The organism is Rhodothermales bacterium (assembly GCA_013002345.1).
Lineage (GTDB): Bacteria > Bacteroidota > Rhodothermia > Rhodothermales > JABDKH01 > JABDKH01.
Window position 1 is genome coordinate 1 of the sequence record JABDKH010000242.1, and the last position, 24,804, is coordinate 24,804.

Annotated in this window: 15 protein-coding genes and 2 rRNA genes; 13 read left to right on the forward strand and 4 right to left on the reverse strand. The window is 57.7% G+C overall.

Annotated elements, in window-relative coordinates; all coding sequences use genetic code 11:
- From HKN37_11880 to trxB, 6 genes are all read left to right on the forward strand, one after another.
- Nucleotides 1-169 (forward strand): 23S ribosomal RNA (locus HKN37_11880); the annotation flags it as partial.
- A gap of 97 nt (nucleotides 170-266) precedes the next feature.
- Nucleotides 267-378 (forward strand): 5S ribosomal RNA (rrf, locus tag HKN37_11885).
- Nucleotides 379-613: 235 nt separating this feature from the next.
- Complete coding sequence (locus HKN37_11890; GenBank protein ID NNE47345.1) at nucleotides 614-2,608, forward strand: hypothetical protein; 1,995 nt, start codon at nucleotides 614-616, stop codon at nucleotides 2,606-2,608.
- Nucleotides 2,609-2,901: 293 nt separating this feature from the next.
- Nucleotides 2,902-5,175: a phosphoribosylformylglycinamidine synthase subunit PurL gene (purL, locus tag HKN37_11895; protein NNE47346.1), complete on the forward strand. Its 2,274-nt coding sequence runs from the start codon at nucleotides 2,902-2,904 to the stop codon at nucleotides 5,173-5,175.
- 146 nt (nucleotides 5,176-5,321) lie between these two features.
- Nucleotides 5,322-5,666 carry a thioredoxin gene (gene trxA, locus HKN37_11900; protein NNE47347.1) on the forward strand — a complete coding sequence of 115 codons (345 nt, stop codon included), beginning with the start codon at nucleotides 5,322-5,324 and terminating at the stop codon, nucleotides 5,664-5,666.
- Nucleotides 5,667-5,782: 116 nt separating this feature from the next.
- Nucleotides 5,783-6,772 (forward strand): thioredoxin-disulfide reductase, encoded by a 990-nt coding sequence (trxB, locus tag HKN37_11905; GenBank protein ID NNE47348.1) that lies wholly within the window; start codon nucleotides 5,783-5,785, stop codon nucleotides 6,770-6,772.
- Here trxB and HKN37_11910 read toward each other — a convergent pair whose 3' ends face one another.
- Nucleotides 6,773-7,636 carry a proline dehydrogenase gene (locus HKN37_11910; GenBank protein ID NNE47349.1) on the reverse strand — a complete coding sequence of 288 codons (864 nt, stop codon included), beginning with the start codon at nucleotides 7,634-7,636 and terminating at the stop codon, nucleotides 6,773-6,775.
- 145 nt (nucleotides 7,637-7,781) lie between these two features.
- On the opposite strand from HKN37_11910, the gene pdxH reads away from it, so the two are divergent.
- The 3 genes from pdxH (at nucleotide 7,782) to HKN37_11925 (ending at nucleotide 18,105) form a co-directional block, all read left to right on the forward strand.
- Entirely contained in the window at nucleotides 7,782-8,420 is a 639-nt protein-coding gene (gene pdxH / locus HKN37_11915) for a pyridoxamine 5'-phosphate oxidase (GenBank protein NNE47350.1), read from the forward strand.
- A gap of 228 nt (nucleotides 8,421-8,648) precedes the next feature.
- Complete coding sequence (locus tag HKN37_11920; GenBank protein ID NNE47351.1) at nucleotides 8,649-13,304, forward strand: response regulator; 4,656 nt, start codon at nucleotides 8,649-8,651, stop codon at nucleotides 13,302-13,304.
- Between the two features lie 136 nt (nucleotides 13,305-13,440).
- The gene (locus HKN37_11925; protein ID NNE47352.1) at nucleotides 13,441-18,105 is read left to right on the forward strand and encodes a response regulator; all 4,665 of its coding nucleotides are present in this window, start codon (nucleotides 13,441-13,443) and stop codon (nucleotides 18,103-18,105) included.
- 12 nt (nucleotides 18,106-18,117) lie between these two features.
- On the opposite strand, the gene HKN37_11930 is transcribed toward HKN37_11925, so the two are convergent.
- Nucleotides 18,118-18,462 carry a hypothetical protein gene (locus HKN37_11930; GenBank protein NNE47353.1) on the reverse strand — a complete coding sequence of 115 codons (345 nt, stop codon included), beginning with the start codon at nucleotides 18,460-18,462 and terminating at the stop codon, nucleotides 18,118-18,120.
- A 154-nt stretch (nucleotides 18,463-18,616) separates the two neighbouring features.
- Here HKN37_11930 and HKN37_11935 point away from each other — a divergent pair, with 154 nt between their 5' ends.
- The gene (locus HKN37_11935; GenBank protein ID NNE47354.1) at nucleotides 18,617-19,372 is read left to right on the forward strand and encodes a 4'-phosphopantetheinyl transferase superfamily protein; all 756 of its coding nucleotides are present in this window, start codon (nucleotides 18,617-18,619) and stop codon (nucleotides 19,370-19,372) included.
- 13 nt (nucleotides 19,373-19,385) lie between these two features.
- On the opposite strand, the gene HKN37_11940 is transcribed toward HKN37_11935, so the two are convergent.
- Nucleotides 19,386-20,009: a helix-turn-helix domain-containing protein gene (locus HKN37_11940; GenBank protein NNE47355.1), complete on the reverse strand. Its 624-nt coding sequence runs from the start codon at nucleotides 20,007-20,009 to the stop codon at nucleotides 19,386-19,388.
- A 188-nt stretch (nucleotides 20,010-20,197) separates the two neighbouring features.
- On the opposite strand from HKN37_11940, the gene HKN37_11945 reads away from it, so the two are divergent.
- Genes HKN37_11945 through HKN37_11955 form a run of 3 tightly spaced genes read left to right on the forward strand, consistent with a single transcriptional unit; the run spans nucleotide 20,198 to nucleotide 23,738 of the window.
- Complete coding sequence (locus HKN37_11945) at nucleotides 20,198-22,267, forward strand: TonB-dependent receptor (GenBank protein NNE47356.1); 2,070 nt, start codon at nucleotides 20,198-20,200, stop codon at nucleotides 22,265-22,267.
- 17 nt (nucleotides 22,268-22,284) lie between these two features.
- Nucleotides 22,285-22,947, forward strand: coding sequence for a hypothetical protein (locus tag HKN37_11950; GenBank protein ID NNE47357.1), 663 nt, complete (start codon nucleotides 22,285-22,287; stop codon nucleotides 22,945-22,947).
- Between the two features lie 29 nt (nucleotides 22,948-22,976).
- A complete protein-coding gene (locus HKN37_11955) occupies nucleotides 22,977-23,738 on the forward strand; it encodes a hypothetical protein (GenBank protein NNE47358.1) in 762 nt (253 codons plus the stop codon).
- Nucleotide 23,739: 1 nt separating this feature from the next.
- Here the strand turns inward: HKN37_11955 and HKN37_11960 are convergent.
- Nucleotides 23,740-24,804, reverse strand: a 1,065-nt coding sequence (locus HKN37_11960; protein NNE47359.1) for a glutamine--tRNA ligase, incomplete at its 5' end; no start/stop codon positions are given.

Consider the following 24,804-nt stretch of genomic DNA (forward strand, 5'->3'; position numbering starts at 1 on the left):
GTAGCTATGTTCGGAAGGGATAAGCGCTGAAAGCATCTAAGCACGAAGCCCACCACAAGATGAGGTTTCCCCTATGGGTCGTTCAAGATTAGGACGTCGATAGGCGGCAGGTGTAAGCGCAGCAATGTGCTCAGCCGAGCCGTACTAATTACCCATTAGACTTATTCACCGACATTATTCTACACTCACCGTCCGTAAGGACAGGCGCTTTAGCTCAGTGAAACTTCACTGGCAATCCAGAAACCACACCATGTCACGATTTGATTTTCGGTGACTATTGCGTGGGGGTTCCACCTCTTCCCATTCCGAACAGAGAAGTTAAGCCCCATTGCGCCGATGGTACTGCCCAAAAGGTGGGAGAGTAGGTCGTCGCCGAAATCATTCTGATTGAAGGCCCGTTGCTTTGCAGCGGGCCTTCTTTCGTTCCACCTCTCGCCATCCGGCCATACCAGTCGAACGAATGCCGCCGCCGTCTTGAGCCGACGGCATCCATTCGCGATATTGCCCCTCGCACCGCATCCCAGCTCGCGAGGTCTGCACTACCATTCTGTGGTGTCAGGCGGGCCAGGAAACCCCCTTCACTTTCTGCCGCCCGCTCGAAGCCGCCATCAGCATGAACACGAATCGCCTCGTTCGACTCGCACGCCTCGCCGCGCCCCTCCTCCTTCTCGTCACACTCTCCGCCAACGCACAGGAGGCGTCGCAAACATCCGATCGCGAGCGACCTCCCGAAGAATCAGCGGCCCTTGGCTATACCGCGGCCATCAGCCTTCCGCTTGGGTTCTATGTGGAAGATGTGACACCCAGTCACTCATTCTCTACGCCCGTTGCCGTGGCGTTCGCCCCCGACAGTCGAATCTTCGTTGCCGAAAAAAGAGGCCGAGTCTACATAATCGAAGGTGGCGTCAAGTTGTCGACGCCCTTCATTAACCTTGAAAGTGAGGTGCTGGATCACTGGGACAGAGGCCTCCTCGGCATTGCCCTCGATCCCGATTTCGCCACGAATGAGCACGTGTACCTGCTCTACACGTACGACCGCGATGGCACCGGAGATTATCAGCGTCAGGACGTCGCAGCCAGGGTGACACGCTACACCGCGAGTTCGGGCAATCCGAATGTCGCAGACCTCACCTCGCGCCTCGTACTCATTGGCAACACTTTCGCAGAGGCAATCCCGTCCTGCTACTACTCGCACACTATCGGAACCCTCCAGTTCGGCAGCGACGGATCGTTGCTCGTGGGCGCCGGAGACGGTGCGGACTTTACAACGATGGATCCGGGCGGCCTTCACCCGGATTGCTTCGGCGCCGGCAAATTCCCTGCAGTCGAGGACGTCGGCGCTTTTCGAGCACAATACCTGAATAGCCTCGCCGGAAAGATCCTCCGGATAGATCCAGCCACCGGCCTGGGGCTCCCGTCCAACCCCTTCTACACCGGAACCGCATCCGATAACCAGTCACGCGTCTGGGCGCTCGGTCTTCGAAATCCATTTCGTTTCTCCGCGTTGCGAAACGGAAGTACTGATCCGACAGATGGCGATCCCGGGGCACTCTTCATCGGCGATGTGGGATGGAATACGTGGGAAGATCTCCACGTTTCGAAGTCAGGCGGCGAGAATTTCGGGTGGCCCTGCTATGAAGGGCCGAACACTAACGCTCAGTATCAGGCCGCTACTCCGGCGCATAGCAGCTGTGCCGGCGTATCGAGTCAGGCAGCGCCGCCGTATTTCTGGCATCATACGAATAGCGCACTGTCCTCGCCGCCGGGCCTGACCGCCCGTGCCGTCGCCGTTGGCGATTTCTATCCAGGGTCAAAGTACCCGGCAGCGCATCGAAATCGGCTCTACTATGCCGACTACATCCGACAGTGGATCGCTACCGCAGCCATCGACGCGTCAGACGACGTCTTCGACCACCAGGAGTTTGCCTCCGATGCCGGCAACGTGGCCGACCTCCGATACGATTCTATCTCCGACTATCTCTACTGGGTCGATCTTGGCTCAGGCGAGGTCATGCGACTGCGGCATGTCGACGAAACAGTGCTGGCGGTGGAGCTCTCGTCGATTCATGCCACTGTCCGTGACAATAGAGTGACCCTCGAATGGACAACAGCCGGCGACAGCGCAACGACCGGATTCTCCATAGAACATCGGTTGTCGTCCCAGTCTGACTACTCCGAGATCGGCTTCGTCGCGGAACGGAGCACCGCCAGTGAACCCGTGGCATACCGGTACGAGACTCGCGCGCTTGATCCCGGCTCGCACGTTTTCCGTCTCCGGCAGACTGACCCGGATGGAACGCACACTTACAGTCGCGACGTCGAGGTCGAGGTCGGAGTGGGAGAGGGATTTCGAATCGATGCCGCCTGGCCCAATCCATTTTCCGCACGAACGAAATTGCGGTTTGCGGTCTCACACCCCCAGCGAGTAGAGGCTGCATTGTATGATGCGCTCGGACGTCGCCGGGCCGTTCTCTTTGACGAGAATGTGCGGGCCGACGAAATGCGCTCGATCTCCATTGAAGGCAGCGACCTCGAAAGTGGAACGTACGTGATCCGTCTGTCTGGTGAGCGCTTTTCTGCCGAGCGTTTTGTCGTCCGGCTGAAGTAGCGGCCGCGGTGGGTGTAGTGCGCGTGCAGTCCGCGATCTCACCTGCGACCTGAATCTCGGCCGGGTTGCCGGGTCACCGGCACGGCGCTCGAGTTGAACGAAGCGCCGTCCAGCGGCTTGGGCGTCCTGCCCGCGTGTGGGGAACGACTGGTCGGACAGCGGAAAACGCCGGCTCGAATTGATGCAGGATTCGACGTCGTTCCAACAGCGACGTCCTCATCGACGCTCGCAGCCGCCGTATCTTGGCACCGCACGACTGCTCCATGCTTCCCGTAACCCAATCGAACCGCCCCATGCCCATCGCAACGCTCCAGGAACCGGATGTGGACCTGCAACTGGCTCTGGAACATGGTCTTACAGAAGAAGAGTATGGGTGGATCGTCGACGCTCTGGGTCGCACGCCCACGTTCGTCGAGATCGGCATCTACTCCGTCATGTGGAGCGAACACTGCAGCTATAAGAACTCGATCGCGGTGCTGAAGACGTTGCCGCGAGAAGGCGAAGCGCTGCTCGTCGGAGCAGGTGAAGAGAACGCAGGACTCGTCGATATCGGACATGGGCTTGCCGCCGCCTTCAAGATCGAGTCGCACAACCATCCGTCGGCCGTTGAACCGTACCAGGGCGCGGCCACCGGAGTGGGCGGCATCCAGCGCGACATCTTTACGATGGGCGCCCGGCCAATCTGCTCACTCAACTCCTTGCGTTTCGGCTCTCTGGAAAACCCGCGCGTCCGATACCTGTTCGACGGAGTTGTGCGGGGAATCGGGGACTACGGGAATTCTTTCGGCGTCCCGACCGTCGCGGGCGAGGTCTACTTCGATCCATCGTACGAGGGCAATCCGCTCGTGAACGCCATGAGCGTTGGAGTCGTGAAAGCCGGTCGCACGGCGTCAGCCATCGCGACCGGAGTCGGTAACCCCGTGTACATCGTCGGCTCGGCCACAGGCCGCGACGGTATTCACGGAGCCACCTTCGCCTCCGAGGAGATCTCCGAAGCGAGTGAGGCAAAGCGCCCGAGCGTACAGGTCGGCGATCCATTTACGGAGAAGCTGCTGCTCGAGGCCACGCTGGAGGCGATCGGCAGCGGAGCCGTTGTAGGGATCCAGGATATGGGTGCAGCGGGCATCACTTGCTCATCATGCGAGATGAGCGCGAAAGGCAAAAGCGGAATGACGCTGTATATCGATCGGGTCCCGATGCGCGAAGAGGGGATGAGCCCGTACGAAGTCATGCTCTCGGAGAGTCAGGAGCGCATGCTCGTCGTAGTCGAGAAAGGACGCGAAAACGTAGTAGAAGAGATTTTCGAACGCTGGGACCTCCATGCCGTTCAGATCGGGCAGGTTACGGGCAACGAGCGCGTGCAGGCATACTGGCATGGAGATCTTGTCGCGGATGTACCCGCAGATCACCTCGTACTCGGGGGCGGAGCACCCGTGTACACGCGCGAGACAAGCAGGCCGGCATACCTGGATGAAGCCGCGTCGCTTGATCTGAATCAGATACCTGACGTCACGAAAGGCGACGCCACCGACGTTTTGCGGGCGCTACTCGACTCGCCGAACATCGCCTCCAAGCGCTGGGTCTTTGAGCAGTACGATACCACTGTGCGCACCAACACGGTCGTGGGCCCGGGCGCTTCTGATGCGGCTGTTGTTCGCATCAAAGGGACGAATCGGGCGCTGGCCGTCAAGACCGATTGCAATGGTCGATATGTCTACCTGAATCCGCGGCGCGGTGGGCGTATCGCTGTCGTGGAAGCCGCACGCAACGTCGTGTGCTCCGGCGGCAAACCTCTGGCTATCACGAATTGCCTGAACTTCGGGAATCCGTACAAGCCTGAGGTCTACTGGGTGTTCAAGGAGGCTGTCGGCGGAATGGGTGACGCCTGCCGTCGCCTGAACACGCCCGTTACCGGGGGCAATGTTTCGTTCTACAACGAGAACCCCGAGGGGGCCGTATTCCCAACACCTACGATCGGTATGCTCGGTCTTGTAGACGATGTTGCTGAGCATACCACAACAGTAGCGTTCAAGTCTGACGGCGACGCCATCTTCCTGTTGACGCCCGCAGCCTGGCATATGCGAAATGACATTGGCGGGAGCGAATATCTGGCAACGGTCCGGTCTGTGACCGGCGGCGATGCGCCCCACCTCGATCTCGACGAGGAGGCTTCTATCCAGGAAGCGGCACTGGCGATGATCCGTTCGGGTTTGGTCCGCAGCGCCCATGACGTATCGGATGGCGGGCTGGCTGTGTGTTTGAGCGAGTGCGCCCTGCACTCCGACGGTCTGGGGGCTGAGATTTCGGTCGACCTCCCGGACGGGGTCCGACTGGACGCGGCGCTGTTTGGAGAGGCACAATCAAGAATTGTGCTTACGACCGACCACTCAGATGGCCAGAAACTGGTCGACCTGGCATCCCGCTGGCCGGTGGAGGCGAGGCGCATCGGCACGGTCGGTGGCGCTCGGCTCAGCATCTCGACCGGCAACATCACACCGATCGATGCTGCAGTCGACGAACTTCGCACGATCTACGAGTCAGCAATCCCCTCCCGAATAGGTGCATAGAGAATTCGAGGAACGGCACGTAGGGCACGGCATGTAACGGCGCGCACTTATGATGAACATATTGACGATCTCGACCATCGACTCGCCTCTGGCATCATACTTGAGACATCGGGATCGGCTACTTAGAAAACAAGGAGACTGACACAATGGCACATGATGCGAAGTATGTGACGCTGACTGACCAGAACTTTGAGCAAGAGGTGTTGAACGCGGACGAGCCGGTACTCGTAGATTTCTGGGCAGCATGGTGCGGTCCGTGTCGCATAATCGCACCGGCCATAGAGGAGCTTGCTGTCGAGTTCGAAGGTCGTGCGAAGATTGCTAAAATGGATGTCGACACCAATCCTCAGATCCCAATGAGTTTTGGCGTTCGGTCCATTCCCACACTGCTCTTCTTCAAAGACGGCAAAGTGGTTGATCAGTTGATCGGCGTTGCTCCCAAGAAGGCTCTTGCCGACCGACTTGAATCACTGGCACTGAAGGTGGCGTGATCGCGGTCGGAGGGATTCGACGTGTGTAGCGATACAGACAGACGGCAGCCCGCCGGCGCTGAGCGTCGTCGGGCTGTTTTCTTGAAGTTTATCTGCCCATTGGTGAAAACGGACGAATGACAATGAATGACGCAACTGAATCGCAGATCAACTTTGGCGGTGCCGAACACCGGACTATGGTGATTGTCGGCACGGGCCCCGCGGGACTGACCGCGGCGCTCTACGCAGCGCGCGCCAATCTCGAACCGCTCGTACTTCAGGGGCCTGAGCCCGGAGGACAGCTGGTCACAACCACCGACGTGGAGAATTACCCGGGATTCGCCGACGGCATTCTCGGGCCTGAACTTATGCAGAAGTTCGAGGATCAGGCACGGCGTTTTGGTGCCGAGCTCCGGTTCGGTACCGTGACGGCTGTTGATTTCTCGAATCGGCCGTTCAAGCTGGTGGTTGACGAGACGACCCCGATCACAGCCGACGTCGTCATCATTTCGACGGGCGCCTCGGCGAAATACCTCGGACTCGAGAATGAACAGCGGCTGTTAGGCCACGGCGTGTCGGCATGCGCGACGTGTGATGGTGCTTTCTTCCGCGGTGAAGATGTGGCGATCGTTGGAGGAGGGGACACGGCGATGGAGGAGGCTCTGTTTCTTACCCGCTTCGCGTCCAGGGTCTATGTTGTTCATCGCCGCAGTGAATTGAGAGCCTCAAAGATCATGCAGGATCGAGCTTTCGCAAACGACAAGATCGAGTTCGTCTGGAACGCTGTCGTCACCGACGTCCTGGGGGACAAGGAAGTGGATGGCATCCGGCTTCTGAACCGTGAGACCAACGAGGAAAGCACGCTGCCCGTCAAGGGTCTATTCCTGGGGATCGGCCACAAGCCGAACACGGACATATTTCGGGAGTGGCTGGATATGGATGACGTGGGCTACATCAAGACAAAGCCCGATTCGTCATACACCAATGTGAAAGGCGTATTTGCGTGCGGTGATGCGCAGGACAGCGTGTACCGCCAGGCCGTGACAGCCGCCGGCACCGGATGCATGGCTGCCATGGATGCCGAGAGGTGGCTGGCCGAACAGCCAGCGGTTCAAGAACAGGCCTGATCAGCGACGGAACAGGTTTGTGAGAATAAACCAGACGTTCTCCTTGCGCTCGCGCAGGCGCCGCGAGAAGTAGGGTAACCACTGTCTTCCGTACGGGACATAGATGCGCATATTGTACCCGTCCCGTGCAATCTGAAGCTGGGTGTCGGGTCGGATTCCGTATAACATCTGGAATTCGAAACGGTCCGACGGCACCTGGTTTTCCTTTACGAATTGCTGCGTGGCGGCGATCAGCCGATCATCGTGAGTCGCGATTCCGGGGTATCGTGATTCCGTGATAAGGAGCTTCATGTAAGCCACGAATCGCTCCCGTATCTGGTCCATATTGTGATACGCGAGCGACGCGGGCTCTTTGTAGGCGCCCTTGCATAGTCGAACCCGAGCATTGAGCTCGCACATTCGCTCAATATCCCTCTCTGTTCTCTTGAGGTAAGCCTGGAGGACGATTCCCACATTGTCGGGATAGTCGGGGTATACATCTTCGAAGATCGACAGGGTCGACTCCGTGATGTCGCTTCCCTCCATATCAAGCCGGACAAAGACATCCTTCTCTTTCGCAAGTGCGAGCAATTGGCGCAAGTTGTCGAGACAGAAAGCCTCGTCGATTTTCTGCCCCATCACAGACAACTTGACCGAGATGTTTGCGTCAGTTCCGTGCCGGTCGCGCTCGTCAGCGACTCTTCCGGCAACCTGTAGATACATGTCGCGGGCCTCAGCTGCCACCCTGCGATCGCGAACGTACTCACCAAGTAAGTCGAGGGTCGTGGACAGTCCGCGGCTCTTGAGATCTACGAGCACAGGAATCGTATCGTCCAGATTCTCGGCGGCCACGAATCGTCTGGCGAGAAAGAATGGCAGCTTCATACGGCAAGCGGGATACAGGTGGCTGCGGTCAGAATGGCGTCAGCACGTTGCGATGGGCCGCCCGGAATATAATCACCGGGAACACAATAGAGGCACGGAAGGTGTGCGTTGACACGCAAGACAGATCGAAATTAGGATGGGCACTATGGACCGGAACGTTGCATCACTCAGGAAGGAATACGCCGGGGCCGCGCTCTTGAGAGAGAACGTACACGCGGATCCGGTCGAGCAGTTTGGCAGCTGGTTCAGCCAGTGCCGCGAAGCAGGATTGACGGAACCGAATGCGATGACGTTATCCTGTGTCGGCGCTGACAGTCGCCCGTCGTCGAGGATGGTATTGCTCAAGGGAATAGACGCAGGAGGCTTCACGTTCTTTACAAACTTCGAGAGTCGGAAGGCGCGGGAGCTGGCGCTGAATCCGTTTGCGAGCCTGGTATTCTGGTGGCAAGGACTCGAACGTCAGGTGCGGATTGAGGGAGTCGTCGAGCGCATCGACGACGAGACGGCGGCACAGTACTTCGACTCTCGTCCTCGCACCAGCCAGCTCGGCGCCTGGGCATCGCCCCAGAGCCGAACCGTCGAGTCCCGTCGAGAATTGGAAGACCGGTTCGAGAGTTTCGCGGCACAGTTCCCTGATCGGGTACCCAAGCCGGAGCACTGGGGCGGATTCTGTCTTCGTCCGGATCGCATGGAATTCTGGCAGGGTCGGCAGGGAAGACTTCACGATCGAATCTCATACACGCTGACCGGCACAACATGGGTCATAGAGCGACTTGCTCCATGACCCGCCCCGCTCGTGTCTGCGATTCAGTATTGCGGCGTCCTGGGCCTGCGAAAGCTGATGAAACCGGCGTGATTGAGTTGTTTCTGAAGGCTTAAGGGCCGGTTTGGTGAGTCGATACCGTCTGAGGACCTTCCCCGACGAAAGGGGTATGGTACAGACAATGCCTACAGCCGCCTATCATCAACACCGCCTATTCGTGGCCTGTCCGAGGTCGTCGAACACTTCTCCATGTCAAGACGTCTCTTCGTCAACATAATATTCTCGCTTGCAACAATGTTCGTTGTCGGCGCCCAGGTACTGGCGCAGTCGACGCGTGGCCTGGATCCTGAGAAGCTACTGACCCAATACCAGATGGACGTCTGGGGTGCCGACGAGGGCCTGCCGCAGAAATCCATCTATTCGATCTGGCAGTCGACGAGCGGATACCTGTGGTTGGGCACACAGGAGGGCCTCGTGCGATTCGACGGAATCGATTTTCGCACGTTTGACAAAACCAACTCCGCACTCATCCGGAACGCCATTTCCGCTGTCTTCGAGTCGACCGACGGAACCATCTGGGTGGGTACCCGGGAGGGCGGACTCACCAGATTTCGTGACGGCGAATCGAGTACGACCACACGTGAGCACGGCCTGTCTAGTGACAACGTCAGTGCGATTGTGGCTGACGCGTCAGGCGACCTGTGGGTCGGCACAGATGATGCCGGGCTTAATGTCGTTCGAGACGGCAAGGTATTCAGCTACACGATTGAGGATGGTCTTCCGAGCAAGAGCATCAACGTGCTGCTTGTAGACCGCGAAGGCATGCTCTGGATTGGTACTCGTGGCGCGGGATTGGCCACGCTGAAGGACGGTCAATTCAACACGCTCACTACGGCAGATGGTCTCCCGGGAGACAATATCACTGCGCTGCACGAGGACTCTGACGGAAATCTATGGATCGGTACTGCGAGTGGAGGTCCGGCAATCTACTCGAACAACGCCGTTACAAACGTCGAAAGCGACAGGTCCTTTGGTGTGGACAGGATCGAGTCTGTGAGCGCGATTCTGGAGGACAATCGCGGTAGTATCTGGATTGGTACGGACAAACAGGGCCTCAGTCGCTGGCGAGACGGGCGGCTAGAATTCCTGACAGCCTCCGACGGCTTGCCGTCGTACAACATCAAATCCCTGATGCAGGATCGCGAGGGTACCCTGTGGATAGGTACCGATGGCGGCGGCTTGGTCAGACTTCAGAATGGAAAATTTACTCCCTGGGGAACGCGCGAGGGACTTGCCGCGGACTACATCTACGGAGTGATGGAGGACAGGGCGGGCAACATCTGGATTGGGACGGAAGGGGGTGGTGTAGGTCGCCTCACAGACGGTCGGGTGACGACGCTCACCGCGACAGACGGCCTGCAGAGTAGCGTCGTCTACGCAGTCGGCCAGACCAAAGACGGAGGGGTATGGCTTGGTACGGAGGGTGGAGGACTCGTTCGGTACCAGAACGGGAAGCTGGACAGGTACACGACGGCGGACGGTCTGCCCACGAACACCATCTACTCGCTTTTTGGGGATTCCGATGGCAAGCTGTGGATTGCCACAAGTTCGGGCGGATTGACGTCGTTCCACAACGGTGTTTTCAGGACACTTACTTCGGCGAATGGGCTCTCCAGTGATTTTGTTACGGCGATTCTGGAGTCCGCCAAGGGGGGACTCTGGGTTGGCACCTATGACGGGGGGCTGAACTACATCAACGAAGGACGCGTGATCAGCCGCTACTCAACGTCGAATGGACTGAACAGCGACTACATCCTTTCTCTGCATGAAGACGCGGATGGCGTGCTGTGGGTTGGTACCCGCGAAGGCGGGATACACCGCATCAAGGATGGTCGGGTTGTGGCGGTGACGACGAAGAACGGGCTCTACAATGACATCGTCAATACCATCCTGGAAGACGATTCCGGCTACCTCTGGATGAGTTGCAACAAGGGCCTCTTCAAGGTCCGAAGAGATGAACTGAACGCTTTTGCGGATGGTAGAGCCGATAGGATAACCTCGGAGTTCTATGATCGAAGCGACGGACTTCGGAGCGACGAATTCAACGGAGGGTTTCAGCCGGCGGGTTGGAAAGGACGGGACGGAAGACTCTGGTTCCCGTCCGACGTAGGCCTGGTGAGTGTAACCCCGGGCAAGATTCCGACAAACGACCTGCCGCCGGTCGTTCACGTGGAATCAGTCAGTGCGGACGGACGAGTGACCCGAGTCGCCGCCGGCGTGCGCGTTGTCCTGAGACCGGGTACTCACAAGTTTGAGTTTCGCTACGTGGGTTTGAGTTTTATATCCTCCCGGCAGATTCGTTACCAGTATCAACTCGAAGGCGTCGACGAAGCCTGGGTGGACGCAGGACCTCGTCGCGTCGCATACTACACCAATCTCGCGCCCGGCGATTACGCGTTTCGCGTACGTGCCAGCAACAGCGATGGCCTGTGGAACGAAGAAGGTGCCTCGGTTTCCGTTTATCTGAAACCGTTCTTCTACCAGACTCTCTGGTTCCAACTCCTGTGTCTGATTGCTGCCATTTCCGGTGGATTCCTGATCTACTGGATCCGCGTGCGCCATTTGACACAGCTTCAGATAGAACTCGAAACACTCGTCAGCGAACGCACGCGTGACCTGCGTGAGGAAAAGGAGCGGACGGAAGGAGCGCTCCAGCAGACGGAGGCGGCTCGACGGGAAGCTGAGGCGCAGAAGGAAGTGGCGGAAAGGGCGAAGGGTGTTATCGAAGCGCAGGCAGAGAAACTGCGCGAAATGGATCGCATCAAGTCGCGATTCTTCGGCAACATATCTCATGAGTTCCGGACCCCCCTCACTCTCACGATCGGTCCACTTGAGAACGCACTTACGCAGATGTATGGCCCGGTCAGCCCAGCGCTCTCGCGCCAGCTGGAGATCATGCTGCGCAACTCCCGAAGACTGCTTCGCCTTATCAACCAGCTCCTGGATCTGTCCAAGCTGGAGGCCGGTGGGCTCACGCTGAAGGTAGTCGAAGGGAACATGGTTCAGATGTTGGAAGGAGTAGTGATGTCGTTCACGGCTTTTGCCGAAAAGGAAGGTGTCGAGCTTTCTCTGGATACATCCGCAGCCGAGATCATGCTCTACTTTGATCCGGAGAACCTCGAAAAGGTCTTCTTCAACCTTTTGTCCAATGCCGTAAAATTCACGCCGGATCGCGGTCATGTGTCGGTCTCAATTGCTGAGACGACCCTTTCGATGCAGGGACTGCCGGTTGAAGCTGTTGAAATAAGAGTGGCGGATACAGGACAGGGTATACCGAAGCAGGAACTTGAATACATCTTCGACAGATTCCACCAGGTTGACGGGACGGTTTCTCGTGTTCAGGAAGGAACAGGTATCGGTCTTTCGCTCGTGAAGGAGCTCGTGGAATTGCATGGTGGAATGATTCAGGTGGAGAGCGAGATAGGCGAGGGGACCGAGTTCATAGTCATCCTGCCGAAGGGCACGAAACACCTCAAGAAGTTCGAACTCATCGACGACGTCGACGAGTCAAATCTCTACGATATCACGCGCGGCCCCATGATGGAAATGGCCGTCTTTGAGGATCTGGATGTCGCAAGCCCTGCGTCGTCGGCAGGTACGAATACCGGTGGGACTCCGGACCATACCGTTCTGGTTGTCGACGACAGCGTCGACGTGCGCAACTATATCGTGGGATGCCTGGAGGGTGCATACCGGATCGTGACAGCAAAGGACGGAATCGACGGACTTGAGAAGGCGGAGCAGGAGAATCCTGACCTGATCGTGAGTGATGTCATGATGCCTCGGATGGACGGATACGAATTCTGTCGAAGACTCAAGTCAGACGATCGGTTCAACCACATTCCTGTAATTCTCCTGACGTCGAAGGCGTCTCTGGAAGCCAAGCTGGAGGGTCTTCAGGCTGGCTCCGACGAATACCTCTCCAAGCCGTTTAATGCTGAAGAGCTACGGGTTCGTATCGCGAATCTGATCAACATGCGAGAGCAGGCGCGCAATCTGAAGGGGCTGAACACTGAGCTCGAGAGCACGAACGACGCACTGCGCCGGGCGAGTGATCTGAAGAGTCAGCTTCTGAGCATCGCGTCGCACGACATGAAGAATCCTCTCACGGCGATCCGAGAGTTTTCTCGCATACTGAAAGAGGAAATCGAGTCGGAGTCACACCTCAGCGAACTCGTCGATCTCATTTTCTCGTCGTCTGACGAGATGCTGCGGCTTGTCACACAGCTGCTCGACTCCTCAGCACTTGAGAGTGGAAAGCTGGAGTTGAATACTCGTCCCGTCGACCTGAGTGCGCTCGCGCAACTCGTCGTTCACCGGAGCTTGAAGCAGGGTGAACTGAAGGGGCAAAAGATTCACTTCAGCAGTGCAGAGGAGGGCAAGAGCATTGTGATGGCGGACTTTGATCGGCTTCAGGAGGCGATGAACAACGTTGTCAACAATGCCGTCAAGTACACCGAAAAGAACAAGGATATCTGGGTTTCGGTATCGAATGTGGGCGACAAGGTGAGGTTCGAAGTTCGGGATGAGGGGCCGGGCATCGCCGAGGATGAACTACCGAAGATATTCGACAAGTTCCAGAAGCTTTCCAACCAGCCGACGGGAGGCGAAAATTCGACCGGACTTGGCCTGAGCATTGTGAAGCAAATCGTCGAGATGCATAACGGCCGGGTGTGGGTGGAGAGTGAAGTTGGCAAAGGAAGCAAGTTCTACATAGAACTGGATCATGAGCAGCGCACACCGGGGCCATCGGGCGACCGGCCCGCGCATCCACTCCGCCGCTCGGACGATCTACAGCAGACTCGGAACACGGCTTCGGAGACGGATCCCGCAACGGAAAGCTAAGTCAGCGGATCACGTTGCCAATCCATTCTTCGACACCAGCCCAGAGTGGCTGTTGTTCGCCTGTCCGAGGTTAAGATGCCCTTTGCTGAGTCGATCTCAAAAGGTGGGGAGATCTCATCTATTTGTGCCTTCGGCCATGCCACATCAAGCCATCTCAAGATCAGTTCGGGCGAACCTCAAGCTCGACGTGATACGCATACCCTCCCGGTCCGCCGCGATCGGTCGCGTGGTCCTTTTGCTCGTCGCTGTCCTTTTGGGCGGCACACCGACCGCTTCTGCCCAGGTCGGACACACGCCACTGGATCCCGATCAGGCCATAACACAGCTGGTCCATGACGTATGGCGAATCGAGGATGGCCTCCCGCAAAATTCCGTACGCGCCATTGAGCAAACCAGAGATGGCTACCTGTGGCTTGGGACCGAAGAGGGCCTCGCACGCTACAACGGCATTGGTTTCACGACGTTCGACAAGCGCACGGTACCGGCCTTTCGCGAAAGCCAGAGTATTCGTGCGCTTCTGGAAGACTCCCATGGTACTCTCTGGATAGGAACCATGGGGGGTGGACTTGTCCGCTATCATGACGGCGTCTTTGAAGTGGTTGGGCCGGAAACCGGTTTCCTCGGCAACGTGGTCGGAGCATTTGCGGAAGGGGCCGACGGAGAAATCTACGTGGGCACTTCAGACCAGGGACTGTTCGTCTTTCGCGACGAAGTCTTCACTCGAGTACCCCTGGGAGGCCAGGGGAGTCCTGTATTCGTCCGCGCTCTGGCCCATGACCGCTATGGTGCCATCTGGGTGGGCACAAGAGACGGATTGTTTCGCATCAACCACGGTCGAGAGACGTCTTTCAGAACCGAGGACGGGTTAACGGACAACCTTGTAATGGCCCTGGTTGAAGACGAGGATGGATCTCTCTGGGTGGGTACGGCGACCGGCCTCTGCCACTATAAGGACGGGAAATTTACCGAGTTTGATCCGAGCAGCGACAGACTGAAGCATCCGGCACAGACGATCATCCAGGATCGAACCGGTCTTGTGTGGATTGGCCTGGACGGAGAAGGCCTGCTCAGGGTGCGGGGCGTACACGCGTCGTTCTTCGATATGCAGGATGGACTGTCACACAACCGTGTACTGAGCCTCTTTGAAGACCGGGAAGGAAGCATCTGGATCGGAACAGAAGGGGGAGGGCTGAATCGCCTGCGAAAAGGGAAGTTCACGACCTATTCGGAACAGGAAGGCCTGTCACTTGACATGGCGTTGGCTGTGTATGCCGATTCGCAGGGCGACGTGTGGGTGGGAACGGAAGGGGGAGGGCTGAATCGCCTGCGCGACGGCAAGATTACGGTATTCGGAATCAAGGACGGTCTCAGTAGTGATATCGTCACGTCGATCTACGGTGGGGATGAAGGCGAACTGTGGGTAGGCACGTTTCGGTCGGGCTTGAATCGCTTCTATGCCAACTCCTTTCGCACGTTCACGACAAAAGACGGGCTTCCGGGCAATGGCATCAGCGCGCTACACCGGGGCTCGACGGGGAAGTTGTGGATCGCAACAGATGCTGGCCTGGCGGTCTATGAGGACAACACGTTCCGCGCCCTCACGATAGCGGACGGTCTCTCAAGCGACATTGTCATGTCCGTACTGGAGGGGACCGACGGCGATGTATGGGTCGGGACGTACGACGCCGGCCTGAACATCATTCGAGGGGCAGAGATACGTCACATGAATCAAGCTGACGGCCTCGGCAGCAACACGGTTCTGGCACTCCACGAGGATGTCGACGGTGTGATGTGGATCGGGACATACGGGGGCGGTCTGTCTCGTGTTCGCGCCGGAGTCGTGCAGACGGTGAACTCAGAGGGCGGTCTGTTCAACGACAACGTCTACCAGATCCTTGAAGACGACAACGGCAATCTGTGGATGAGTTGTAACAAGGGGATTTTCTACGTCAAGAAATCCGAGCTGGAGCGCTTCTTTGATGGAGAGATCTCTGCGGTGACGTCAACTTCGTTTGATCGGAGCGACGGGTTGAAGAGCTACGAACTTAATGGCGGATTCCAACCGGCCGGTTGGAGAGCGGCAGACGGACACCTCTGGTTTCCTTCGGTCCGGGGTGTGGTGTCAATCGACCCATCCTCGCTCGAGGCCAACATGATTACTCCGTCGATCGTGATTGAGGAGTTACGAATAGATGGAGAGGCAATGGCGCTCTCAAGTGCAGTTCGTATCGGTCCGGGCCGTCACAAAGTGGAGTTCGACTACGTGGGTCTCAGCTTCGTCAACTCAGACAATTTGAACTATCGAATTCAACTCGAGGGATATGAGTCGGACTGGAACGAGGTCGAACGCAGGCGAACCGCGACGTATACGAATCTCGATCCAGGACAATACACGTTTCGCGTGATGGTGGCAGACGAGGTCGGTGGATGGGGCACGGCAGATGCTTCCGTTCAGTTTCGAATTGACCCCGCTTTCTACCAGAATGCATGGTTCTGGATTCTCTGCTCAACGGGCGCAATCGTTCTTGCCTTTTCGCTCTACATGTTCCGAATCAAATCGCTCAAGACAAGACAGCGCGAACTTGAAGAAGAGGTCAATCGCCGAACCGGAGATTTGACAAAGGCGAAAGATCAGCTTGAGGAACAGGCGATAGCTATCGGCGAACTCTATCGGTTCAAGGCACAGTTCTTCAACAATATCTCTCATGAATTACGCACGCCGCTGACGCTGCTACTGGGACCACTGGAAAACTCGCTAACCGGAGCCTACGGCCGGATGAACGGACTTCTGCGTGGCCAGCTGGAGATCATGTTGCGAAATGGACGACGTCTGCTTCGCCTGATTAATCAACTGCTGGACCTCGCGAAGATAGAGAGCGGCAAGATGGAACTCCGCGCCGGACCCGGCGACCTGACGTCCTTTGTCGAAGGTATCGTCATGTCGTTCACGGCGTTTGCCGTCGAGCGAGACGTTGCAATCAATTTCACCTGTGACGATGAGTTCGACACGATCTACTTCGATCCGGAGAAACTTGAAAAAGTGCTCTTCAATCTGCTTTCGAATGCCGTGAAGTTCACGCCGTCGAATGGCCGGATCGACGTGTCCGTCTGTCGAAGTAGTCTGGAGGAGGGCATGGTGGAGATTGCTGTTGGTGACACGGGCCCTGGTATCCCGCCGGAAGAAGTCGAGTCCATATTTGATCGTTACCGCCAGGTCGATGGCAGCGTATCGAACGTTCAGGAAGGGACCGGAATTGGCCTGTCACTGGCCCGTGAACTTGTGGAGTTGCATGGAGGGTCCATCAGAGTGGAGAGTGTTGTCGGCGCCGGTGCCATTTTCACGGTGTCGCTTCTCGAAGGTTCGGATCATCTCACTCCAGACAACATCGAAATACACCGTGACGACTCCGAAGTCCCGTACGCGTCTCATGCGGCAATGGTTGAGATGGTCGCTGCATTTGCGAATGACGAAAGCGCTCATCCAGACCCGCCTCTGCAATTCCCCGTCAACGAGAACGCGCCCTGCATACTGATCGTCGATGACAATCGGGATGTTCGGCAGTATGTGGTCGGTTGTTTACATCCAGACTACCTCGTTGTACAGGCGCGAAACGGTGAGGAAGCCCTGGAACGTGTTGAAGATAGCTTGCCCGCTCTGATACTAAGCGATGTGATGATGCCGGTGATGGATGGTCATGAACTCGTACGTCGACTGAAGAAGCATGAGGCGTGGAGTCAGATTCCGATCGTGATGTTGACGGCAAAGGCGTCTGAGACGAGCAAGATAGAAGGTCTGGAGATGGGCGTTGATGACTACATATCCAAACCCTTCAATGCCCGTGAATTGAGAGCACGAATTGGAAATCTGCTGCGCATCCATGAGCAGGAAAGAGAACTGCGGGCACACAACGACAACCTCGAGCGCCGTGTGCAGGAGCACATCAACCGTATTCTCGGTGAACGTCGTCGATATGAGCAGGAGTTGATCACGGCACGTGACAAGGCCGAAGCGTCGGCGAGAATGCAGTCGACGATTCTGGACAATATCAGCCATGAACTACGGACGCCTCTGTCAACAATCCTGGGCTATGCGCAGATACTGGGTAAGGAATTGGATGCCGAGCATCGGGATTTTGCCAACCTCATCGAAAGCGGTGGACGTCGACTCCTGGGTACACTTGGGACGATTATCGATCTTTCCCAATTGGAATCAGGCAGCGTTGTTCTGGATCCAACCGAGTTCTCTATACGGGCGATGGTCGAAGAGACCGTTGCGGAGTATTCGGAAGCTGCGAAGGAGAAGGGTATTGCGATAGAGTGCGATTACCCTGAAAACCACCCCTCGGTATTCCTGGATCGACCCAAGACGCAGCGAATCCTGGATCACCTTGTCAACAACGCGGTCAAGTTTACTGAAGAGGGTACTGTGGGCATCAAGCTGGTCGAGCGAGGTTCTAATATTTCGATCACCGTGACGGACACGGGTATCGGAATCGGCGGCCAGTTTCTCCGACGACTGTTCACTCCGTTTGCGCAGGAATCCGGTGGAACAAGCCGATCCTACGAAGGAAGCGGACTTGGGCTGGCCGTGGCCAACGGACTGACCGAGCTGATGTACGGGCGAATCGACGTCCGGTCCGAGAAGGGCAAGGGGTCGAGGTTTATGATCACGCTACCGATGCGGCTTCCGAAACGAGACGAGTTCGCTGCCGATCGAGACCCGGCGATCTCAGCGCATCAGTCGCGCGAAACGACGACGGGTGAGCGCACGGGCTCCGCGAATCGCGAGACGACTCTATAAGCCGGCGACTGCTCAGGCTTCGTCGGGGCGATCGCAGAAGACATAGTCGACCCCATATTCGATTCGCTGCAAAGTACCCTCGTCCGTTACCTCCAGGTGCTCGACGGCCTCAAGGACTCCCGTCTTTGGATTCCAGTCCAGACCCTGAAAACTCTTCACCGTTTCCTCCACGGTGTCCCGTGACGGGCCGTCGGTCCACTTCACCACAATCGCAGTCAGGTGCTGAGACAGATCATAAGGAGGCGCCGGCACGTCGATCGTTATTTCGAAGGTCGTCAGAGGGAATGCGGTCTCCAGTTCCCGCCGGATCAAAGCCGCAGTGGCATTTGAGGTAAAATGCAAAGTGTGTATCGACATGATCAATAATGCGCTTTCCGATAGTGATTGAGTCTCAAAGCGATGCCGAAGTACCCGTCTTCCAGCCGCAAGAATCATTGTTCAATTATCGGGCCAAGATCAGCAATCATTTAGACGTTCCGGTGATGTTGGTGCTTCGATGTACATTTGCAGTATGGGAATTACCGACGACGTTATAGAGTGGCGAGGCGGGATCATGCCCGCGTTTCCGGCGGACGGCGACGTACATCTGTGGCGAGCGAGTCTCGACCCCGGACAGATTGCGATCAGCCGATTCCAGTCTGTCTTACAGGACGACGAGCTCGAGCGGGCTGCCCGATTCCGGTTCGACGTGCACCGAAACCGGTACATTGCGAGTCGGGGAATTCTGAGAATTCTGCTGTCCGGCTATCTCGATCTGGAAGCACGCGAGATTGCCATTGTCCTGACGAGCCACGGAAAGCCGGAGCTGCAGCGCGGACAATCTGACCTTCGGTTCAATCTTTCGCATGCGGGCGATATGGGTGTCTTTGCGTTTGCCGCCGGACGCCGTGTTGGTGTCGACGTGGAGGAGACCGCTCGCGATGTCTCGTTTCGTCAACTTGCCTCGCGATACTTCTCACCCGACGAGCAGGCTGTTCTCGCAAATAGCTCTGACGCAGACATCCGAAATGTTTTCTACGCGTGCTGGACACGCAAGGAAGCGTATATCAAGGCGCTGGGACTGGGCGTGACGCACGGTCTGGACAACTTCACGGTAGCGATTGCTCCCGACGCAAAGCCCGCTATCATACAGTCGAAAGTCGACGCGGATGCCCCCGAAAGATGGGGAATGCGCGCCTTTGTCCCGGCCGACGGCTTTGCAGGAGCGCTCGTCGCAGAAGGAAAGGATTGGTCACTGCGACACTTCCAGTTTAGCCCGGCCGGGTAGGGAGCGGCCGACCCTAGTGTTCGAACGACTCGGCTACCGACACCAGCATCGTGCTGAGGAATGTGTTGACGCGGCGGATGAGCCGCTTGCTGGCGTCCTGGTCCATACGCGCCGCGGCAGGCAGAGACACGGCGGCCTCCAGGATTCTATCCCGAAAAAACGTCATCGCCTGAAGTACGGAGGAAAGGTTCATCCCCTTTCCCTTTGTATTCGTGCCGTACTCACGACCCATCGATTCGGCTGCCCTGATCAGGGGAGCGTCATCTTCGTCCTCGGACACGAATCTTTCAAGTAGTGACATGACATGCCGACCCATGGAGCGCATCTGGATACGCTCGGTTTCGTTCATGTCGGCCGCCCAGGCGTAATCCGGATGTTCTGCGATCTCGGCCCGCGCATTCTTCAGGGCCGCCGCCACCAGATTCGATCCGACATCTTCCGAATTGTCGCTGACGGAGCGGTCGCCCGACAGTCGGTCTATTTCCGCGACAGGGAAACGTCGGTGCCCGCCAGGGGTGACCATCACAAGTACGTCCCCGTTGTCGGCCCAGCGCCGAAGCGTCGCGGGATGAACGTTCAGGCGCCTGGCCGCCTCCTTCAAGGTCAGTAGTTGGGTCGCCGCTCTGGTCTCTTCCATCTCCATCCGCTTCTGTGAAGTACGGGCAAAAACCTATACAAATCTATACATAACTGCACAATGCTGTGTATACTTCGCGTCAAGAATGAGTCAAAGATCCGCGTCTGCTCTGGCGCTGCCGTTACGTCAAAGATAGCGATCGGGTGAAAGTATTGGGCCACAATTGTTTCGCTGGAATTCGCCGGCTAGTGCTGCTTCTTGCGGTCGCTCCGGCGCTGGTTGTCGACCCCGCTGCTGTACTCGCCCAGGCCAGCGTCGACGCCGGATCGGATTCACTTCTGTACTACGAGATCCCTGCCGTGGTCGTGACGGCTACACGGGGAGAGCGGCAGCTCCGCAATATCCCGGTGTCCACGGAAGTCGTCATGAAGGACGACATTCAGGCCCGCGGCTCGGCGCGACTCACAGATCTCCTCGCCGAGCAGGCAGGCATTACCATCGTTCACGAGTTTGGCGCAGGCCTTCAGATGCAGGGCCTCAACTCGGACTACATCCTGGTACTCATTGACGGCGAGCCCGTAATCGGCAGGTCTGGGGGAACTCTCGACCTCGACCGTCTCACCGTACGGGGCCTCGAGAGAATTGAAATCGTCCGCGGACCTTCGTCTTCGCTGTACGGAAGTGATGCACTCGCCGGAGTCGTAAACCTCATCACCCGGAAGTCCAGTACTCCGATCCGGGCCTCGGTCGGCATGAGATACGAGACGCACTCTACCGCCGACCTGTCCCTGTCCTCCGACTTTTCACAGGGGCGCTTCGAAGGTTCCGTGCTGCTGGATCGCTACAGCTCAAATGGCTACGATCTCTTCCCGGAGAAACCCGGCCAGACCGCCCCGGGGTTCGTTGACTATACAGGGTCCGGCCGACTTACCTACGCCGCCGGCCGAAATACGAAATTGCGTCTGGCGGGTCGCTTCGGGCGACTCGACCAGAAGGACGAAATAGGGCTGTCGTTCGCCGATGGCTCGGCCCCGACTGCCAGCGTGGGTGAACGATCCGAATGGAATCTCAGCGGAGGCTTCAATCAGCGTCTGTCCACTTTTACCTCAATCGACGGCTCCGCGTACGTTTCACGCTTCATCTCCACCACTGCGCTCGAGAGCAGTGATTCGAGATTTGACCACCGCTACAGTGAGTCCGAGCTGAAACTCGACGCGATAATCGGGACGACTCAACTTCTTACCGCTGGAGCGGGCGTCACGCTGGAATATGTCGAGGCCGATCGTGTATCGGGTGGGAGCCAGTCCACGACGGCCGGATTCGGGTACGTGCAGCACCAGTGGACGCCGGCGGAGGAAGTCAATCTTGTCGCCAGTGCCCGATACGATATGCACAGCGACTACCAGAACAGGCTCAGCCCGAAGCTATCCGTCCTCTACAAGCCCGTCGGCACCGTGCACCTCCGGGGTTCGGTCGGCAGTGGGTTCAAGGCGCCGACGTTCCAGCAACGCTATCTGGATTTCAGCAATCCCATTGGTGGATACAGGGTCTTTGGGGCCAGCGGGGCGGGACCTGCTCTGGCCGACCTTGAAGCCGCAGGTGAAATTCGACGGTATACGACTGCGCTGGGCGTTGGAGAATCGCTGAGACCGGAAAACTCGTGGTCGTTCAATATCGGTGCGGACTGGTACCCCTCGAAGAGCTACGATATTCGTGTCAACCTTTTCACCAATCGCATCAACGACCTGATTGAAACACTGCTTGTTGCGGAGCAGGTGAGCGGCACGCAGATATTCTCGTATGCCAACCTGGATCGAATTCGAACCCGTGGAGCAGAGGTCAACATTGGCGTCCGTCCTGTGAAACGACTGAGGATTGATCTCGGCTATCAGTATCTGGATGCTGAAGATCTTGAGGTAGTTGATCAGTTGGAGGCGGGAACGATCTACAAGCGGGTCAACGGGCGCGACCGACTGGTCACCCGCAGCGAATACGGTGGACTCTTTCAGCGATCAAAGCACTCTGCCTCGATGAACCTTCGCTACCGTATCGAGCCTATGGGAATGACGGCATCCGTTCGCGGGATGCTCAAGGGGCGATACGGACTCTACGACCTGAATGGCAATCTCATTCTTGATGACGATCGGGAGTATGTGGGGACACATACACTGTGGAATGTCACACTGACTCAGCGAGTGACCAACAAAGTCTCCCTCCAGCTCGGCGTCAAGAACCTATTCAATCACACCAACCCTGACTTCATTCCGTCGCTCCCGGGCCGACTCGTGTTCGGCGGAATTGAGCTACAAACCAACTAAGAACCAAACCTTCGACCATGATAAAGAATAGAATCCTTCAGACGTTTCTCGGCCTTGCGCTTGTTGTCGGACTCTCTGCGTGCGACAGCGATTCCACGGACGACGACCCCTTCACGGGAGATGCGACGCTGGTACAGGACGTACCCGCCGATCCCTCGACAGGTCGCGATCCGGTAACCGGCCAGCCCGTAGGGACCACCGGCCACTTCACACTGTTCAGCCTGCGCGAGAACATGATCGTGACCTCCGGTGCAAGTTTCTCGGCTGCCGATTCCAGCTCGACGAACTGGGATATCGGATTCCGCGGGACGACGATCATCGTCAACGGCGGCACGAGCGGACCGGGTCAGGGCGGTGCCATCGTACGGGAAGGGATTTTCGAGGATCTGGCCAACGCACCGGAGTCTGGATACGCGGTCGATTCCGCCGGGGGATACGCCGTCCCTGTGGGCTCCGGAAACGGCTGGTACAACTATAACCCGGCAGCCATGGTTCTTTCGCCGATTCCCGGGCGTTTCTTGATCGTCCGTACGGCAGATGGCCGCTATGCCCGCGTCCGGCTCCTGAGCTACTACCAGGGTGCTCCCGATCCGGTCGACCCGTTCACGGCTCTCGAGCGCTACTATACGTTTGAGTATGTGTTTCAGCCGGACGGTTCGACGAAGCTGTCCGCCGACTGATACCACCGCACCTCAGCCATCTCTCGAGCATGAGATCTCTCGTTCACTACCTCCCGATTGCCACGACACTCGTCTCGATTGTCTTTGCGTCCGTGCTGTACAAGCACTGGCGAAAGAAACCGAAGGCTCTCTACCTTTTCTGGTGGACTCTGGGTGTAATCCTCTACGGTGTGGGTACGCTGACTGAGAGCTTGACGACTCTTCTGGGATGGAACGAGTTGGTGTTCAAGTCCTGGTACATCAGTGGTGCCCTGCTGGGCGGGGCACCACTGGCCCAGGGCACCGTGTACCTGTTGATGAGCAACAAGGTCGCGCACCGCCTCACGGCTGTGCTGGTGACTTTCATCGTGATAGCTGCGGCGTGTGTGGTCCTGTCGCCGGTCAATTACGAGGCCGTGGAGACGTATCGTCTATCCGGCAGCGTACTCGGTTGGCAGTGGACCCGACTGTTCTCACCGATTATCAACACGTACGCCCTCATCTTTCTGGTTGGCGGTGCCGCATGGTCCGCATGGAAGTACTGGCGGAGTTCGATCGACTTCCGGGCTCGAGCGCACGGCAACACGCTCATCGCGGTCGGAGCACTTCTGCCCGGCATCGGCGGGTCGTTCACGCGCTTCGGCTACGTGGAGGTCCTCTACGTGACCGAGATCATCGGTATCATGCTGATCTGGCTCGGTTATTACGTCATCTCGAACGATCCCAATCGATCGATCCACACGAAGCAATCGGTCGAGACAGTTCCAGCGATCGGGCCGGTTGTGCCGGAGCCGGTCTCGGTCGAGCCGTAGGCTACGCCAGCCGGTCCTCCAGCAGCTGCCGCACCAACGCTGGATTCGCTTTGCCAGCCGTTTGCTGCATCACCTGTCCGACGAAGAAGCCGATAAGGCCCTTCTTTCCTTCTCGGTACGCGGAGGCCTTCTCAGAATTCTCAGCGACGATAGTTGCTACGATTGCACCGAGACGGTCCGCATCAGTCACCTGACGAAGGCCCTTCGACTCGACGATCGCGGCGGGTCGGTCTCCCGAGCCAATCATCTCCGAAAACACGTCCTTGGCAATGCGGCCTGAGATCGTCGCATCGTCCACAAGCGAGACGAGTTCTACCAGATGACTCGGCGTCACGGGCAAGCTGGCAAGCGACTGTCCCTTGAGCTCGCGGAGGAGTTCGTGGAGGATCCAGTTCGCCATCGTGCGTGGTGATCCACCTTCTTTGACAGCGGTTTCAAAGAAGGAAGCCAGACCATCGCTCGCCGAGAGCAGGGCGGCGTCCTCGGTGTCCAATCCCAGATCGGCCACATAAGCATCGGCTCGTTTCTGGCGCTCAGCGTTCAGTCTGGGGAGCCGTTTGAACACAGGCTCTGCCGTATCACCATCGGTCTCCGCAACCTGGTCCGAAGCCGATGGGTCAGACCGTTCCGATCCCGTATCCACAGAACGTTCCTCGACAATTTTTGCCCACGAATCACGCAGCGTAACGATGCGGTTGAATACCAGATGGTCGTCCGACGAGTCGACCGGATCGCGCCAGAAATATCCCTGACGTTCAAACTGGTAACGTGTGTCGGCGGAGTCGTTCAGCACGCTCGGTTCGACACGCGCATCAGTCAGCACGAGATTCGATGTCGGGTTGATGAACGTCTGCCAGTCTTCGTCGCCGTCTTCGGGTGCCGGAACGCTGAACAGCCGATCGTACACGCGCACCTCGGCTGTGACGGCGTGCTCGGCCGAAACCCAGTGAAGCGTCGCCTTGACTTTGCGGCCATCCGGTGCGTCACCGCCGCGGGTGGCCGGGTCGTATGTGCAGCGTAGTTCGTCGATCTCGCCCGTGTCTGGATTCTTGATTACCTCATTGCA

Coding starts and splice junctions, on each gene's coding strand:
- HKN37_11920 (NNE47351.1), top strand. CDS start 8,649: ATGTCAAGACGTCTCTTCGTCAACATAATATTCTCGCTTGCAACAATG.
- HKN37_11930 (NNE47353.1), bottom strand. CDS start 18,462: ATGTCGATACACACTTTGCATTTTACCTCAAATGCCACTGCGGCTTTG.
- HKN37_11955 (NNE47358.1), top strand. CDS start 22,977: ATGAGATCTCTCGTTCACTACCTCCCGATTGCCACGACACTCGTCTCG.
- HKN37_11950 (NNE47357.1), top strand. CDS start 22,285: ATGATAAAGAATAGAATCCTTCAGACGTTTCTCGGCCTTGCGCTTGTT.
- HKN37_11935 (NNE47354.1), top strand. CDS start 18,617: ATGGGAATTACCGACGACGTTATAGAGTGGCGAGGCGGGATCATGCCC.
- HKN37_11940 (NNE47355.1), bottom strand. CDS start 20,009: ATGGAAGAGACCAGAGCGGCGACCCAACTACTGACCTTGAAGGAGGCG.
- HKN37_11925 (NNE47352.1), top strand. CDS start 13,441: ATGCCACATCAAGCCATCTCAAGATCAGTTCGGGCGAACCTCAAGCTC.
- trxB (NNE47348.1), top strand. CDS start 5,783: ATGACAATGAATGACGCAACTGAATCGCAGATCAACTTTGGCGGTGCC.
- HKN37_11910 (NNE47349.1), bottom strand. CDS start 7,636: ATGAAGCTGCCATTCTTTCTCGCCAGACGATTCGTGGCCGCCGAGAAT.
- trxA (NNE47347.1), top strand. CDS start 5,322: ATGGCACATGATGCGAAGTATGTGACGCTGACTGACCAGAACTTTGAG.
- pdxH (NNE47350.1), top strand. CDS start 7,782: ATGGACCGGAACGTTGCATCACTCAGGAAGGAATACGCCGGGGCCGCG.
- purL (NNE47346.1), top strand. CDS start 2,902: ATGCCCATCGCAACGCTCCAGGAACCGGATGTGGACCTGCAACTGGCT.
- HKN37_11890 (NNE47345.1), top strand. CDS start 614: ATGAACACGAATCGCCTCGTTCGACTCGCACGCCTCGCCGCGCCCCTC.